We start from the raw sequence: 15,606 nt of genomic DNA on the forward strand, positions 1-15,606 counted from the left end.
ACTTGCGGGACACTGCGTCGTAACGTCGGGTCGAGATTCTTAACTAGCGGTGCTAGTTATTACCCTGCCGGAGGCTGTCGTATGTCCGCGTCCTCGAAGCTGCCGCCCTTCGACCCCGCCGATCCGCTCGGGATCGACGACCTGCTGGACGCGGAGGATCTGGCCATCCGCGACACCGTGCGGACCTGGGCCGCGGACCGGGTGCTGCCGTACGTCGCCGACTGGTACGAGAAGGGCGAGCTGCCCGGCATCCGGGAACTGGCACGGGAACTCGGCGGTATCGGCGCCCTCGGCATGTCGCTCCAGGGGTACGGGTGCGCGGGGGCCAGCGCCGTGCAGTACGGCCTCGCCTGTCTGGAGCTCGAAGCGGCCGACTCCGGGATCCGTTCGCTCGTCTCGGTGCAGGGCTCCCTCGCCATGTACGCCATCCACCGGTTCGGCAGCGAGGAGCAGAAGCTGACCTGGCTGCCGCGCATGGCCTCCGGCGAGATCATCGGGTGCTTCGGACTGACCGAGCCGGACCACGGCTCCGACCCCGGCTCGATGCGGACGCACGCCAAGCGCGACGGCGGGGACTGGGTCCTCAACGGGCGCAAGATGTGGATCACCAACGGTTCCGTCGCCGGAGTCGCCGTCGTCTGGGCGCAGACCGACGACGGCATCCGCGGATTCGTCGTGCCCACCGACGTGCCCGGGTTCTCCGCGCCCGAGATCAAGCACAAGTGGTCCCTGCGGGCGAGCGTGACCAGTGAGCTGGTCCTCGACGACGTGCGGCTGCCGGCCGACGCCGTCCTGCCCGACGTCGTCGGCCTCAAGGGCCCGCTCGGCTGCCTCTCGCACGCGCGGTACGGCATCGTGTGGGGCGCCATGGGCGCGGCGCGATCCAGCTTCGAGTCCGCCGTCGCCTACGCGAAGACGCGTGAGCAGTTCGGGCGCCCCATCGGCGGCTTCCAGCTCACCCAGGCCAAACTCGCCGACATGGCCGTCGAACTGCACAAGGGGATCCTGCTCGCCCATCACCTGGGCCGCCGCATGGACGCGGGACGGCTCCGCCCCGAGCAGATCAGCTTCGGCAAGCTCAACAACGTACGCGAGGCCATCGAGATCTGCCGTACCTCGCGCACGATTCTCGGCGCCAACGGGATCTCCCTCGAATACCCCGTGATGCGGCACGCCACGAACCTGGAGTCGGTGCTCACCTACGAGGGCACCGTCGAAATGCATCAGCTCGTGCTGGGCAAGGCGCTCACCGGGCTCGACGCGTTCAGGTGAAGGCCCCGCTCGTGAAGCCCCGGCAAGGCAGGGCCGGTGAGCGGCCCTGCCTCAGCTCTGGTTGAAGAAACCGTCCGTGCGACGGCTCGCGGCCTCGCCGCTGACGATCTCCGTGTTGGCCGGGGTCAGCAGGAAGACCCGGGTCGCGACCCGCTCGATGGTGCCGCGCAGGCCGAAGGTCAGGCCGGCCGCGAAGTCCACCACGCGCTTGGCGTCGGAGGCCTCCATGGACGTGAGGTTGATGATGACCGGGACGCCGTCCCGGAAGAGTTCGCCGATACCGCGTGCGTCCCGGAAGCTGTCCGGGGTGACCGTGCCGATCCGGCGGCCCTTCTCCTCCGCCGTCTCGGAAGCAACCTTCACGCGCGGGTCGGTGACCCACGCGTCGCCGGAGTCCTGACCCTCGGCGTAGTCGTCGTCGTAGTAACGCTCGTCATCGTTGTCGTCTACGAGGCCAAGCCAGGCACTCGCCTTGCGCACCGATCCCATGGACGCCTCCTCTCACAGCGGTCTTTCGTGCTTCCGCATCCCCATGGTCGTCCATGATGCGGATGTCGCGCCAAGTGGATAGACGCCGCGTGGGGGTTTCGTGACGGTACTGGTGCACAGCGAATCCGTCGAGAGCCCGCGCCCCCCAAGGGTCGTACGGGGTACGGCTGCTGACTGAGAGTGAAATATGATTTCTCGCGGCGACCGGGTGATGAGGGGTGCGTTCGGGTGAACGGAGTGCTCGATACGATGCCGCACCTCAACGTCGTACGTGTCACGGGGGAGTGTCGTGTTCGGAATCGTGAGGCCCTGCAGTCATCGCCTCGGTGAAGGGCTCAAGACGCAGTGGATGGCGCATTTGTGCGGGCTGTGTCTCGCGCTGCGCGGGGACCACGGCCAGTTCGCGCGGGTGGTCACCAACTATGACGGCCTGCTGATATCGGTTCTGACGGAGGCTCAGGCCGAGCGCGCCACGGGATGGCGGCGCACCGCCGGGCCCTGTCCGCTGCGCGGCATGCGGACCGCCTCCGTCGCGCAGGGCGAGGGCGCGCGCCTCGCCGCCGCCGTCTCGCTGGTGCTCGCCTCGGCGAAGGTGCGCGACCACGTCGCCGACGGGGACGGCCTCCTGGCGCGCAGGCCGGTCGCGGTCGCCGCCCGCCGGGTGGCCGCGAGCTGGGGAAGGGCCGGGGAACGTACGGGATCCGCCGTCGGCTTCGACACGGCCGTGCTCGTCGACGCGGTGGACCGGCAGGTCGGGATCGAGGCGCTGGCCGGGCCAGGAACGCCGTTGTTGACCGTCACCGAACCCACCGAGACCGCCACCGCCGCGGCCTTCGCGCACACCGCCGCGCTCGCGGGCCGCCCCGGCAACGCGGCACCACTGGCCGAGGCGGGGAGGCTCTTCGGGCGGCTCGCCCATCTGCTGGACGCCGTGGAGGACAGGGAGACCGACGCCGCGTCAGGTGCCTGGAATCCGCTCACGGCCACCGGCACCTCGCTCACCGAGGCGCGCCGGCTCGCCGACGACGCCCTGCACGGTATACGGCTCGCCCTGCGGGAGGCCGAGTTCACCGACGGCAGGCTGGCGCATGTGCTGCTCGCCCACGAACTGGGCCGCTCGGTGGACCGCGCGTTCGGGACGTCGGCGTGCGGGCACCCGGCGGAGGGCTCGTTCGGGCCTCCGCCCCAGCACGGCGGCAACCCGTACGGCGGCGGCAACCCCTTCGGCGGCGGGCCGTCCTTCCAGCCCCCGACCCCCGGCAAGCGCGGATTCTGGGCCGGCTGCGCCGCCGCCGTCGGACTGTGCTGCACCTGCAAGATGTGCTGCGCCGGCGAGTACGAAGGGCCGTGGTCGCGCAAGAAGCGCGAAGGATGCCTGAACGACTGTGACTGCGACTGCAGTTGCTGCGAGGCGTGCCAGTGCTGTGAATGCTGCGAGTGCTGCTCGTGTTGCGACTGCGGGTTGTGACCGGGGGTGGAGCTCTGCGGTGACACCGAAGGAGATGACACCGAAGGAGATGACACCGAAGGAGATGACACCGAAGGGGGATGTCACCGAAATGAGGGGAGGGGTGCGCGTGTGTGAAGGCGGGGGCAAGGAGAAAGGGGAAACGCCGGAAGGCGCCCGTCCCGGACGAGCGCGCAGGGGGTCAGCTCAACAGGAGGCGGACCACACTCGACCGAGGTCGATGTGGGAGCGCTTGACCAGCCACTGCTGCGAATCCATGGGGCAAGTGGAACAGGCATCCGTTTGCGCGTCAACTCGCTTGAGACGTAAGGCTCAGAGTATGGACAGCCTTGACATCGAGGGGAAACGGCCCCGTACTCTCGTGCCACCACGGCCCCGCTGAGGGGCTCGGCCGTGCGGTGCCCTCGGGCACCCCGTGTTCCGCGCGATCTGTGCGATCCGCGCGATCTGTGTGAAGGCACCCGTGCTCGACTCGACGCATCACGGAGCTTTCGCATGTTCTCCGACACCCTCACCGGGGCGGCCGTCGCCCCGGACCGGGCGGCCGCCCCGCACTTCGTGCCGCGGCGCCGCACCGGCTTCCCGAACACCGCCGCCGGGGTGGTCCGATGACCGCGTCGCGCGGCCGGGCGCTCCTGCATCTGGCCGCCGCCCTCGACCGGCGAGCGGCCCCTGGCGCCGCCTCCTTCGTGGAGCAGACGCAGCTCGCGGAGCGTGGCGCCCTGGACTTCGTCACCCTCGGGGACACCTTCGCGCGGCCGGGACTCGACGCGCTCGCCGTGCTCTCCCGGGTCGCGCCCGTCACCGGCCGGATCGGTCTGGTGCCGACCGTCACCACCACACACACCGAGCCCTTTTACGTCCAGGCGGCCGTCGCGACCCTCGACTGGGTCAGCCGCGGCCGGGCCGGCTGGCAGATCGAGGTGTCGAGGACCGCGGCGGAGGCCAGGCTGTTCGGCCGCGGTACCTCCGAACTGCCGCCTCCGCACGACCGGATGACGTCCTCGCCGTCCCTCGACGCGCTGTGGCGGGAGGCGGGAGAGGTCGCCGACGTGGCCGCGCGGCTCTGGGACAGCCGGGAGGACGGCGCCGAGACGGGGGACGGGGTCACCGGCCGCCGCGTCGACCGGAACAGGCTGCACCAGGTCGACTTCGAGGGCGGCACGTTCTCCGTGAAGGGACCCTCGACCGTTCCGCGGCCCCCGCAGGGGCACCCCGTCCGGGTCGTCGACGCGACCGAGGTGTCCGCCCGGCGGACCGCGGCCCGGTACGCGGACGTGGCGCTGGTGCGGGTAGCGGGCCCGGCCCAGGTACAGGCCGTACGCGCCGAACTGCGGGACAAGGCAGCCAGGTTCGGGCGTGACCCCGATGAACTGCGCGTCCTCGCCGGGCTCGGCGTCGACCTCGGAGAAGGCGAGTGCGCGGTCGAGCCCGGCCACGGCGGAGGCGGAGCCCGGCAGACCGCGCGGGGTCCGCTGTACCGCGGCGGCCCCGTCGGCCTCGCCGAACTGATCGCCGCCTGGCACCGGGCGGACGCCGTCGACGGCTTCCACCTCACGCCCGTCGAGCCGCGCCGCGACCTGGAGCGGCTCGTCAACGGAACGGTCGCGCTGCTCCAGCACCGCGGACTGTTCCGCACCTTCTATCCGGGCAGCACCCTCAGGGAACATCTGGGGCTCGCCCGGCCCGCCAACCGGTACGCCGGGGCGAGGAGAGCCTCATGAGCGTACGCGCCCGGATGCACCTCGCCGTCCGCCTTCCGGGCGCCGTCGACACCACCGTACGGGCGGGCGCCGTCGACACCACCGTACGGGCGGGCGCCGTCGACGCCACCGTCCGGGCGGGCGTCGGCAGCGCCACCGTCCGGCCGGGGCTCGGCAGCGCCACCGTCCGGCCGGGGCTCGGCAACAGCACCGTACGGCCAGGTGCCAGGGGCACCACCGTACGGCCGGGTGCCGGTGACGCGACCGGCCCGGCGACCGGCCGGCGCTCCTCGTCTCCGGTCGACTTCGCCTCCTTCGAAGGTCTCGCGCGCACCGCCGAGCGCGGTCTGTTCGACTTCCTGCTCCTCGCCGGGGGACGGCCGTCGCCCGACCGCGAAGGGAGCGTCCGGGCCCCGGACGTCGTGGGCCGGCCCGAGGCGATCACGGTCCTCAACGCGCTCGCCGCCGTCACCGAACGGCTGGGGCTCGCCGCCACGGCCGACGCGGTCTTCGACGAGCCGTACGAACTCGCCCGCAGGCTCGCCACGCTGGACCATCTCAGCGAGGGCCGGGCCGCCTGGAACGTGGTGGCCGCGACGGACGCCTCCACCGCGGAGAACCTCCGCCGCGGTGGCTGTCCGGACATCGCGGCCCGGTACCCGCGGGCCGCCGAATGCGTCGAGGCGGCAAGGGAGTTGTGGGACTCCTGGACTCCCGGCGGGGTGTCCCGCCCGATCGCGTACCGGGGCCGGTACTTCGACATCGCGGGCGATTTCACCGTGCCGCGCCCGCCGCAGGGACATCCCGTGGTCATCCACGCGGGGGACTCGCCGGAGGGACGGGAGTTCGCGGCCCGCGCCGCCGACGTCGTCCTCGTCGAGGGGGGATCCGGAGACGGATTCCCGGGAGGACACGGCTCCCTGCACGGGGCCCTGGAGGCGGGTCGGGTGTTCCGCGCCGAGATGAAGGAGCGGCTGGCGGCGTACGGCCGGTCGCCCGAGGAGCTGAAGATCATGCCCGTGGTCGGCTTCGTGCTCGGCGACACCGCGGCCGAGGCCCGGGAGCGGGCCGCCGAGAGCCTGTCCGTCCGGCAGACCGTCATCGAGACGTCCGGACGCGGGCCGATCGTCGGCACGCCGGAGGCGGTCGCCGCCGCGCTCGACGAGGGCGTGCGGACCGGTGCCGCCGACGGCTTCGTCCTCGTCCCCCCTGCCACACCGGGTGGACTCGACGAGTTCGTGGACCGGGTGGTCCCGCTGCTCCAGGAGCGCGGAGCGTTCCGGACCGAATACACGGGCACCACGTTGCGCTCGCACCTCGGCCTGGCCGAGCCCGTATGGAAGGGTTGATCACATGACGACGGACGCACCCGAGGACTGGAAGCACTGGCAGGAGCACCGTGTCGCGACGGTGTCCGCGCCGTACGGCCCGCTCGCGCTCACCGGAACGCACTGGATCGAGGACTATCCGGAAGGGCGACTTCCGGACATCCCGGGGCATTGGGCCGTCAGGGACGACGGAGTGGCCCTGACGGCGATCGCCGAGGAAGGGATCACGGTCGACGGCAAGCCGTTCACCGGCGACATCGTGCTGGACGCCGACTACGGACCGGCCGGCGCGGCCCGCGCCGGGCACGGGGAGCGGCGCTTCGTCGTCCTGGTGCGCGAGGGGATCTGGGGCGTACGCCGCTACGACCCCGCGGCACCCGCCCGGCAGGCTTTCGCGGGCATCGAGGCGACCCCCTACGAAGCGCGCTGGTCGGTGCCCGGACACTTCACCCCGTACGGCGAGGGCCGTACCGTGCGTGTCGAGAACGCCGACGGAGTCGCCCGCGGGCTGGCCCTCGGCGGAGTCCTCGCCTTCACCCTGGACGGGCAGGACCTCACCCTCCAGGTGTCGGTCGAGAGCGACGGCTCGCTGTGGGCCGTCTTCGCCGACACCACCAGCGGGGACAGCAGTTACCGCTTCCGCTTCCTGCGCCCGGCGGCGCCCGACGCCGAGGGGCGTACGACGGTGGACTTCAACCGGGCCGTGCTTCCACCGTGCGCGTTCGCCGACCATTTCGTCTGTCCGTTCCCGCCGCCCGGAAATACGCTGAGGGTGGCTGTCGCGGCGGGGGAGCGCCGATCGGTCTGAGGCCTCCGGGACTCCCGAAGGCGCGGGGGAAATCTGATGCCTTCAGTGGTCCGATGATCAACCTCCTTTGTATGGAAGCAAGTTGAACGCTGCACGGCCGAAAGGCGCCCTTGTGCCCGTCGGCCGTGCCGCCGAATACTCCCCCTCAGCGCTTGTCAGGGGCATGGCTTGTTCGGAATCCGGACAGCGGCTCCCGGCTGCGCCTCACGGGCCCCAACCCCACGACATGAGGGCCCCTTACTTCCCTTCGGAGGAATGAAACGTGAGGATCAAGCGCACCACCCCCCGCAGTGGCATAGCGAGACGGAGCCGGCTGATCGCCGTGACCACCGGACTCGTCGCCGCCGCAGCGTTCGCGGTCCCCAGCGCGAACGCGTCCGACGCCCAGACGTTCAGCGCCACCCAGCTGAGCAGTGCCAAACAGTCGGTACTCAAGTCCGATGTCGCGGGCACCGCTTGGGCGGTCGACGCCAAGACGAACCGCGTGGTCGTCACCGTCGACAGCACGGTCTCGAAGGCGGAGATCGCGAAGATCAAGCAGGAAGCGGGCGGCAACGCGGCCGCGCTGACCATCAAGCACACCTCGGGCACCTTCAAGCCGCTGATCACCGGCGGCGACGCCATCTACGGCGGTTCCTACCGCTGTTCGCTCGGTTTCAACGTGCACAGCGGGAGCACCTACTACTTCCTGACCGCCGGCCACTGCGGTCAGGTCGCCTCCACCTGGTACTCCAACTCGGGTCACACCACGACGCTGGGCACGAACGTCGGCTACAGCTTCCCGACCAACGACTTCGCGCTGGTCCGCTACACCAACACCTCGGTCGCGCACCCGAGCGCGGTCGGCAGCCAGACGATCAGCAGCGCGGCCACGCCCAGCGTGGGCACGACGGTCTACCGTCGCGGCTCGACCACCGGAACGCACAGCGGCAGGGTCACTGCTCTGAACGCCACCGTCAACTACGGCAGTGGTGACGTCGTCTACGGCATGATCCAGACCACGGTCTGCGCCGAGGGCGGGGACAGCGGCGGCCCCCTGTACGGCGGCAGCGTCGCCTACGGTCTGACCTCCGGCGGCAGCGGCGACTGCACCTCCGGCGGTACGACCTTCTTCCAGCCGGTCACCGAGGCGCTGAGCTACTACGGCGTGAGCGTCGGCTGACCGACCGGTCGCGCGACGGACCGGCCGTTCGTCGACCCCTACGGCCGGCACCCCCCACGGGATTCCGCGCGACCGGACCCACGCAGGCGAACAGGCGAGCCCCCGCACGCAACCGGCGTGCGGGGGCTCGCCCTTGTTCCGGTGACGGGTCTACCTTCGAAGCGCACGCTGTACACGCATGCCCGGTACGCCCACGTCGGACCCTGGGGGGCCGTGATGGTCGAGGAACTGGTGGCGGCGGGAGTCTCCGTCGTGTCCGTGGGGCTGGTCTACGCGATGGCCGGCGCCCGCGTCGTCAAACAGTACGAACGGGGCGTGGTGCTGCGGCTCGGCAAGTTGCGCTCCGAGGTGCGCGGCCCCGGGTTCACCATGGTCGTGCCGTTCGTGGACCGGCTGCGCAAGGTCAACATGCAGATCGTCACGATGCCGGTGCCCGCGCAGGAGGGCATCACCCGGGACAACGTCACGGTCCGGGTGGACGCGGTCGTCTACTTCAAGGTGGTGGACGCGGCCGACGCGGTCATCCAGGTCGAGGACTACCGCTTCGCGGTCTCCCAGATGGCCCAGACGTCACTGCGGTCGATCATCGGCAAGAGCGACCTGGACGACCTGCTGTCCAGCCGTGAACAGCTCAACCAGGGGCTGGAGTTGATGATCGACAGTCCGGCGATCGGCTGGGGCGTGCAGATCGACCGGGTCGAGATCAAGGACGTGTCGCTGCCGGAGACGATGAAGCGGTCCATGGCCCGGCAGGCCGAGGCGGACCGTGAGCGGCGCGCCCGGGTCATCAACGCGGACGCGGAGTTGCAGGCTTCCAAGAAGCTCGCGGAGGCCGCCGAGGTGATGTCGGAACAGCCGGCCGCGCTCCAACTGCGCCTGCTGCAGACGGTGGTGGCCGTCGCGGCCGAGAAGAACTCCACACTCGTCCTGCCCTTCCCGGTGGAACTGCTGCGCTTCCTGGAACGCGCGCAGTCCGGACAGCCGCCGGTCGTGCCCGAGCGTGCTCCCGGTCCCCGGCAGTCCGCCGATCCCCAGCGGCCCGCCGTTCCTGAGCAGCCCGCCGTTCCTGAGCGGACGCCCGATTCCCGACCCGAGTAGTCCGTCGGCCGGAAGCAAAACCAAGGCGGGTGACGCCACCGTCGGCAGGAAGGTGACCCGCAGCGGCTCCACGACCCATGTGCTCGACGGCACGGTCACCGGCCTGGACGCCACCGTGAACTACGGCAACGGCGATGTGGTCAACGGCCTCGTCCGGACCGACGTCTGCGCCGAGCCCGGCGACAGTGGCGGCTCGCTCTTCTCCGGCGACACCGCGATCGGCCTCACCTCCGGCGGCAGCGGCGACTGCACCGCGGGCGGCGAGACCTTCTTCCGGCCGGTGACCGAGGCGCTCTTCCAGCCGGTGACCGAGGCGCTCTCGGCCTTCGGCGCCCAGATCGGCTGACGGCCTTCCCGGGTCCCGCCTCTACGGCCCAGCCTTCCCGCGTCTACGGTCCAGCCTTCCCGGCCCGGCCTCCCCGGGGGCGGGGCTCCCGGGCTCTCCCGGCCGCGGAAGCCGCACGCCGGATGCGCGAAGGGCGTCGGCTCCGACGGTCCGCGACGTGTCCCGCGGCTGAGCCGTCCGGTGTTTGCGCAGGTGGGACGGGTTCGAACGGGTATCGCACAAGCGTTCGAGAATTGGTCTATGGTGGGGGTGGGGCAGTTGGGAACAAGCGTTCGAGAGTCGTAAAGGCTCACAGGTCAGGAGGTGTGCGTGCCGGGATTCACGCATCTGCACACCGCCTCCGGGTTCTCCCTGCGGTACGGGGCCTCGCACCCGGAGCGCCTCGTCGCGCGCGCCGCAGAGCGGGGTATGGACGCCCTCGCGCTCACCGACCGGGACACCCTCGCGGGCTCGGTCCGGTTCGCCAAGGCCTGTGCGAAGGCGGGCATCCGCCCGTTGTTCGGCGTGGATCTGGCGGTCGGGGAGCCCGCGCGGGGGGAACGGCGCCGCACCCCGGTGCGCGGCGGTGCCTTCATCGACGAGTCGACACCCCGGGTGACCTTCCTCGCCCGGGACGGCGCGGCCGGCTGGGCCGACCTCTGCAGAATCGTCACGGCGACGCATGCGGGCGGCCGGGAGGGCGGCCCGCCGCTCCTGCCCTGGCCGGACAACCACGCCGAAGGCCTGACCGTGCTGCTCGGCCCGGACTCCGACGTCGGCCGCGCACTCGCCGCGGGCCGCCCCGACCGCGCGGCCGGGCTGCTCGCGCCCTGGCGGGAGATCTACGGCGACGCACTGCGCCTCGAAGCCGTCTGGCACGGCCGTCAGGGCACCGGCCCCGGCTCCCTGCGCCTCGCCGCCCGCATGGTCGGCTTCGCCGCCGAGCAGCGGGTACGTCCCGTGCTCAGCAACGCCGTCCGGTACGCCGACGCGGGCCTCGGCCCGGTCGCCGACGTCCTGGACGCCGCCCGCCGGCTCGTCCCCGTCGACCCCCGGCGCGAGCTGGACTCTGGCGAGGCCTGGCTCAAGGACGAGGCCGCCATGCTGGGCGCCGCCGAACGGATCGTCGAGGCGGCGGGCTACCGCCGTGACACCGCGCACCGGCTGCTCGAACAGACGCGGGCCACCGCCGCCGCATGCCGTGTCGACCCCGAGGGCGACCTCGGCATCGGCGGCGTGCACTTCCCCGAACCGCATCTCGTCGGCGCGGACCGGCGCACCGCCCAGCGCGTCCTGGCCTCCCGGGCGACGGCGGGCATGGTGCTGCGCGGCTACGCCGGGCGGCGCGCGTACTGGGAACGGATGCACCACGAGCTGGACATCATCGCCCACCACAACTTCGCCACCTACTTCCTGACGGTCGCTCAAGTGGTGGACGATGTACGGGAGATGGGCATCCGGGTCGCGGCGCGCGGCTCCGGGGCCGGCTCCCTGGTCAACCATCTCCTCGGCATCGCGCACGCCGATCCCGTCGAGCACCGGCTGCTGATGGAACGCTTCCTGTCCAAGCGCCGCCCGGTGCTGCCCGACATCGACATCGACGTGGAGTCCGCGCGCCGTCTGGAGGTCTACCGCGCGATCATCGGCCGGTTCGGCACCGAGCGGGTCGCGACCGTCTCCATGCCCGAGACCTACCGGGTCCGGCACGCCATCCGCGATGTGGGCGCCGCCCTCTCCCTGGACCCGGCCGAGATCGACCGGATCGCCAAGGCCTTCCCGCACATCCGCGCCCGTGACGCCCGCGCGGCCATGGACGAACTCCCCGAACTGCGCGAACTGGCCGGGGAGAAGGACCGGTACGGCAAGCTGTGGGACCTGGTCGAATCCCTCGACGCCCTCCCGCGCGGCATCGCCATGCACCCGTGCGGGGTGCTCCTCTCCGACGCCTCCCTGCTCGCCCGTACGCCGGTCATGCCGACCAGCGGTGAGGGTCTGCCCATGTCGCAGTTCGACAAGGAGGACGTCGAGGACCTCGGGCTGCTCAAGCTCGACGTGCTGGGCGTGCGGATGCAGTCCGCGATGGCGCACGCGGTGGCCGAGGTGGCGCGGGCCACGGGGGACCGGCCGGACATCGACGCGGTGGCGCCGGGTGACCCGGCGACGTACCGGCTGATCCAGTCCACCGAGACGCTGGGCTGCTTCCAGATCGAGTCGCCGGGACAGCGTGACCTGGTCGGACGCCTGCAGCCCGCGACCTTCCACGACCTCGTCGTCGACATCTCGCTCTTCCGGCCCGGGCCGGTCGCCGCCGATATGGTGCGGCCGTTCATCGAGGCGCGGCACGGCCGGGCGCCGGTCCGCTATCCGCACCCGGACCTGGAGGGGCCGCTGAAGGAGACGTACGGAGTCGTCGTCTTCCACGAGCAGATCATCGACATCGTCGACATCATGACCGGCTGCGGGCGCGACGAGGCGGACCGGGTGCGCCGCGGGCTCTCCGATCCCGAGTCGCAGGGACGGATCCGGTTCTGGTTCGCGCAGCACGCGGCGCTGAAGGGGTACGACGCCGAGACCGTCGCGCGGACCTGGGAGATCGTCGAGGCCTTCGGGTCGTACGGCTTCTGCAAGGCGCACGCCGTCGCCTTCGCCGTCCCGACGTACCAGTCGGCGTGGCTGAAGGCCCATCACCCGGCCGCCTTCTACGCCGGGTTGCTCACGCACGACCCCGGGATGTACCCGAAGCGGCTGCTGCTGGCGGACGCGCGGCGGCGCGGGGTGCCGATCCTGCCATTGGACGTGAACCGGTCGGTGGTCGCCCATCGAATCGAACTGATGTCTGAATCCAAGGGCTCGGACTCCGGTTCGGGTCCCGGCTCGGGTCCCGGTTCGGATTCCCGCCCCGCCGGTGGCTGGGGCGTCCGGCTGGCGCTCTCCGACGTGCACGGCATCAGTGAGGCCGAGGCCGCGCGGATCGCGGACGGGCAGCCGTACGCCTCGCTGCTCGACTTCTGGGAACGGGCCCGGCCGAGCCGGCCGCTCGCCCAGCGGCTCGCGCAGGTCGGCGCGCTGGACGCGTTCGGCGCCAACCGCCGTGATCTGCAACTCCACTTGACCGAACTGCACCGCGGCTCCCGAGGCGCGGGCGGCGGTCAACTCCCGCTGTCCGGCGGACGGAACACCGCTTCCGCCGGGCTGCCCGACCTGTCCCCGGCGGAACGGCTGAGCGCCGAGCTGGGTGTGCTCTCGATGGACGCCTCACGCAATCTGATGGACGACCACCGCGCGTTCCTGGGGGAGTTGGGCGTGGTCACGGCGCGTCGGCTGCGCGAGGCGCGGCACGGTGAGACGGTCCTGGTCGCCGGCGCCAAGGCGGCCACCCAGACCCCGCCGATCCGCTCCGGCAAGCGGGTCATCTTCAGCACGCTGGACGACGGGACGGGCCTGGTCGACCTCGCCTTCTTCGACGACTCCCACGACGCCTGCGCCCACACCGTCTTCCACTCCTGGCTGCTGCTCGTGCGCGGAGTGGTGCAGCGCCGCGGCCCGCGCAGCCTCAGCGTGGTGGGAGCGGCGGCCTGGAACCTCGCCGAACTGGTCGAGCTGCGCGCCGAGGGCGGCCTCGACGTGGTGGCGGCGCGGCTGGCGGAACCCGCACCGGAGAGGTCGGGGGAGCCGGGGGAGCCGGGCGGCCCGGGGGAGTCGCGGCGGCGGGCGGGAACGCCCAGTGACGGTGATCCGGCCGCGGGCCGGACGATCCGGATGTCCACGGGGTACGAGATGCACCCCTGGGCCGATCTGCGTCCCGCGGGCGAAGGGCCCGCGGGAGGAAAGAAGTTGTGGCACCAGAGTCCGGGGAGTGCGGGATGACCATCCTCTGCGTACGTTTCCAGCTGCCTCCGACGCACGAGGCCGCCCTGCCTCGACTCCTCGGCGTACTGGAGGAGTTCACGCCCGTCATCGAGGCGCTGCCACCCGACGGCGCGCTGCTCGATCTGCGGGGCGCGGAGCGGTACTTCGGGCGCGGTGCCGTCGAGTTCGCCTCGCTGATCCGGGTGCGGACCCTCGCCCTGTACGGGATCGACTGCGTGGTCGGCGCCGGGCCCGGACCGATGCTCGCGCGGATGGCGCTGCGGGACGCGGCACCCGGGGTGACCCGGGTGGTGCCCGGAGAGCCGGACGCCGTCACGGAGTTCCTCGCCGGCCGGCCCGTCGCCGCGCTGCCCGGCGTCGGCGGCGCCACCGCCCGCACCCTGTGCGAGTACGGCCTCGACACCATCGGCAAGGTCGCGGCCGCGCCCCTGTCCACGCTCCAGCGCCTCACCGGCGTCCGGACCGGCCGCGAACTGCGCGAGAAGGCGTCCGGCCTCGACCGGAGCCGGGTCGTGCCGAACGCCGCCGCGCGCTCTCTGGCCGCCGAACGAGCCTTCCAGCACGACGAGTTGGACCCCTCCGGGCACCGCCACGCCCTGCTCTCCGCGACCGAGGAACTCGGCACCCGGCTGCGCGCCCTGGAGAAGGTCTGCCGCACGCTGACCCTCACCGTGCGCTACGCCGACCGCTCCGCGACCACCCGCAGCCGCACCCTCAAGGAGCCGACCGCGCACTCCTCGGCACTGGCCGGCACCGCGTACCGCATGTACGAGGCGCTCGGTCTCCAGCGCGCCCGGGTCCGTGTGATCGTCCTGCGGGCCGAGGGGCTGACCCCCGCGGCCCAGGCCTCCCACCAGCTCACCTTCGACCCGGTCGACGAGAAGGTCCGCCGCATCGAGGAGGTCGCGGACCGGGCGCGGGCGAAGTTCGGCCCCCATGTGATCGGCCCGGGGACGCTGGCCGCGTGACGTCCGCACGGGGGCGGGCGGGTCCGCTCGGAGAGCGGCCTCCCGTCTCGCCTTCCTCGCGGGCCTAGTTGGCCCAGGGCGGCGTGAGGACCGAGCCGTCGGCCAGTTCCGCCTGGAGGCCGATGGAGGTGGTGACCCAGGAGAGCGCGGGCTCCTGGGTCGGGTTCTCGATGCCGAGGGTCGCGCCCGGCGTGATGATCACGGTGTCGCCCGCGGTGATCCGCTCGGTGCGGCCGTCGAGCGTGACCAGCAGTTCGCCGGAGAGGAGAAGAAAGATCTCCTCGCGGTCGACGGTGTGTACGGGGGCCTGATGCCCCGCGGGAATCTCCGCGCGCCAGGCGCACAGTTCCTTGCTGCCGCTGCGCGGGTTGGCGTACGAGACGAAACGGGCGCCGTGGATCTCGTGGACGACGGCTTCGGACGAGCGGACGACGGGCACGGGTGCCTCCTGGGTCGATGATATTCGGTCAAGCAGCTTGACCAAGGGTTCAGGAATATAGTCAATCAGCTTGACCAAATCGTCAAGGGTGTTTCAATGCGTGCGTGCAGAACTCCGAGGCCATGGCCCTGTCCGCCGCCTTGCTCGCCACCGCCGGCGAGCTGACGCAACGTATCCACGAGGGTGTGATCGCCCGCGGATTCGACGGGCTGCGGCCCGCGCACGGCTTCGCCTTCGCGCGGCTCGCGCCGGACGGGGCGACGGTCACCGACCTCGCCGCCCACCTCGGGGTCACCAAGCAGGCCGCCAGTCAGCTCGTCGAGGAACTGGTCCGCAAGGGATATGTCGAGCGGCGGCCGCATCCCGACGACGCGCGGGCCAGGCTCGTCGTGCTGACCGAGCTGGGATGGGCGTGCACCCGAGCGGCGGAAGAGGCGGCGGCGGATGCGGTGCGGGCATGGGCCGAAGTGTTGGGAGAGGGCGAAATGCGCGCGTTGTATACGCGTTTGCTGAGCATCGCGCCCTACGGTCCCATCAGGCCCGCCTGGTGACGGTCGGTCGACCAGGACGGTCACTCCGGTTATCACTGAAAGTTTTTACTGACGCGTAACTTCACACGTCTGCTACTCGCCCGTAACTTGACGAGTGAACAGCATCCTCGTGATCCGGATCACAG

General features: G+C 71.6%; 12 protein-coding genes and 1 pseudogene. 11 read left to right on the forward strand and 2 right to left on the reverse strand.

Going from position 1 to position 15,606, the window contains the following annotated elements:
* Window positions 1-81: 81 nt before the first annotated feature.
* On the forward strand, window positions 82-1,272 hold the full coding sequence (locus ACIQRL_RS21250) for an acyl-CoA dehydrogenase family protein (protein WP_401333534.1): 1,191 nt from the start codon (window positions 82-84) through the stop codon (window positions 1,270-1,272).
* Between the two features lie 51 nt (window positions 1,273-1,323).
* Here ACIQRL_RS21250 and ACIQRL_RS21255 read toward each other — a convergent pair whose 3' ends face one another.
* A complete protein-coding gene (locus ACIQRL_RS21255) occupies window positions 1,324-1,761 on the reverse strand; it encodes a cell division protein SepF (protein WP_401333537.1) in 438 nt (145 codons plus the stop codon).
* A gap of 289 nt (window positions 1,762-2,050) precedes the next feature.
* On the opposite strand from ACIQRL_RS21255, the gene ACIQRL_RS21260 reads away from it, so the two are divergent.
* The 9 genes and pseudogenes from ACIQRL_RS21260 to ACIQRL_RS21300 all read left to right on the forward strand — a co-directional run bounded on the left by ACIQRL_RS21260 (window position 2,051) and on the right by ACIQRL_RS21300 (window position 14,491).
* Window positions 2,051-3,229: a DUF5685 family protein gene (locus tag ACIQRL_RS21260; protein WP_401333538.1), complete on the forward strand. Its 1,179-nt coding sequence runs from the start codon at window positions 2,051-2,053 to the stop codon at window positions 3,227-3,229.
* A 608-nt stretch (window positions 3,230-3,837) separates the two neighbouring features.
* Complete coding sequence (locus ACIQRL_RS21265) at window positions 3,838-4,953, forward strand: LLM class flavin-dependent oxidoreductase (protein ID WP_401333540.1); 1,116 nt, start codon at window positions 3,838-3,840, stop codon at window positions 4,951-4,953.
* Complete coding sequence (locus ACIQRL_RS21270; RefSeq protein WP_401333543.1) at window positions 4,950-6,281, forward strand: LLM class flavin-dependent oxidoreductase; 1,332 nt, start codon at window positions 4,950-4,952, stop codon at window positions 6,279-6,281. Before ACIQRL_RS21265 ends, ACIQRL_RS21270 begins: the two co-directional genes overlap by 4 nt.
* Window positions 6,282-6,285: 4 nt before the next feature.
* Window positions 6,286-7,068, forward strand: coding sequence for a DUF1684 domain-containing protein (locus tag ACIQRL_RS21275; protein WP_401333545.1), 783 nt, complete (start codon window positions 6,286-6,288; stop codon window positions 7,066-7,068).
* A gap of 262 nt (window positions 7,069-7,330) precedes the next feature.
* Window positions 7,331-8,230 carry a S1 family peptidase gene (locus ACIQRL_RS21280; protein ID WP_401333548.1) on the forward strand — a complete coding sequence of 300 codons (900 nt, stop codon included), beginning with the start codon at window positions 7,331-7,333 and terminating at the stop codon, window positions 8,228-8,230.
* Between the two features lie 216 nt (window positions 8,231-8,446).
* Window positions 8,447-9,328, forward strand: coding sequence for a slipin family protein (locus ACIQRL_RS21285; protein WP_401334435.1), 882 nt, complete (start codon window positions 8,447-8,449; stop codon window positions 9,326-9,328).
* A 19-nt stretch (window positions 9,329-9,347) separates the two neighbouring features.
* Window positions 9,348-9,674: pseudogene (locus ACIQRL_RS21290) on the forward strand (S1 family peptidase); the annotation flags it as partial.
* 309 nt (window positions 9,675-9,983) lie between these two features.
* A complete protein-coding gene (locus ACIQRL_RS21295) occupies window positions 9,984-13,520 on the forward strand; it encodes a DNA polymerase III subunit alpha (protein ID WP_401333550.1) in 3,537 nt (1,178 codons plus the stop codon).
* Window positions 13,517-14,491, forward strand: a complete 975-nt coding sequence (locus ACIQRL_RS21300; RefSeq protein ID WP_401333552.1) for a DNA polymerase thumb domain-containing protein — start codon at window positions 13,517-13,519, stop codon at window positions 14,489-14,491. The genes ACIQRL_RS21295 and ACIQRL_RS21300 overlap by 4 nt, the downstream gene beginning before the upstream one ends.
* A 64-nt stretch (window positions 14,492-14,555) precedes the next feature.
* Here the strand turns inward: ACIQRL_RS21300 and ACIQRL_RS21305 are convergent, their stop codons facing one another.
* Window positions 14,556-14,930 (reverse strand): cupin domain-containing protein, encoded by a 375-nt coding sequence (locus tag ACIQRL_RS21305; RefSeq protein WP_401333555.1) that lies wholly within the window; start codon window positions 14,928-14,930, stop codon window positions 14,556-14,558.
* A gap of 104 nt (window positions 14,931-15,034) precedes the next feature.
* On the opposite strand from ACIQRL_RS21305, the gene ACIQRL_RS21310 reads away from it, so the two are divergent.
* Window positions 15,035-15,481 (forward strand): MarR family winged helix-turn-helix transcriptional regulator, encoded by a 447-nt coding sequence (locus ACIQRL_RS21310; RefSeq protein WP_401333557.1) that lies wholly within the window; start codon window positions 15,035-15,037, stop codon window positions 15,479-15,481.
* Window positions 15,482-15,606: the final 125 nt, after the last annotated feature.

Origin of the sequence: Streptomyces sp. NPDC091209, from assembly GCF_044757755.1 — a bacterium.
GTDB lineage: Bacteria > Actinomycetota > Actinomycetes > Streptomycetales > Streptomycetaceae > Streptomyces.

Coding starts and splice junctions, on each gene's coding strand:
- ACIQRL_RS21250 (WP_401333534.1), top strand. CDS start 82: ATGTCCGCGTCCTCGAAGCTGCCGCCCTTCGACCCCGCCGATCCGCTC.
- ACIQRL_RS21255 (WP_401333537.1), bottom strand. CDS start 1,761: ATGGGATCGGTGCGCAAGGCGAGTGCCTGGCTTGGCCTCGTAGACGAC.
- ACIQRL_RS21265 (WP_401333540.1), top strand. CDS start 3,838: ATGACCGCGTCGCGCGGCCGGGCGCTCCTGCATCTGGCCGCCGCCCTC.
- ACIQRL_RS21270 (WP_401333543.1), top strand. CDS start 4,950: ATGAGCGTACGCGCCCGGATGCACCTCGCCGTCCGCCTTCCGGGCGCC.
- ACIQRL_RS21275 (WP_401333545.1), top strand. CDS start 6,286: ATGACGACGGACGCACCCGAGGACTGGAAGCACTGGCAGGAGCACCGT.
- ACIQRL_RS21285 (WP_401334435.1), top strand. CDS start 8,447: ATGGTCGAGGAACTGGTGGCGGCGGGAGTCTCCGTCGTGTCCGTGGGG.
- ACIQRL_RS21300 (WP_401333552.1), top strand. CDS start 13,517: ATGACCATCCTCTGCGTACGTTTCCAGCTGCCTCCGACGCACGAGGCC.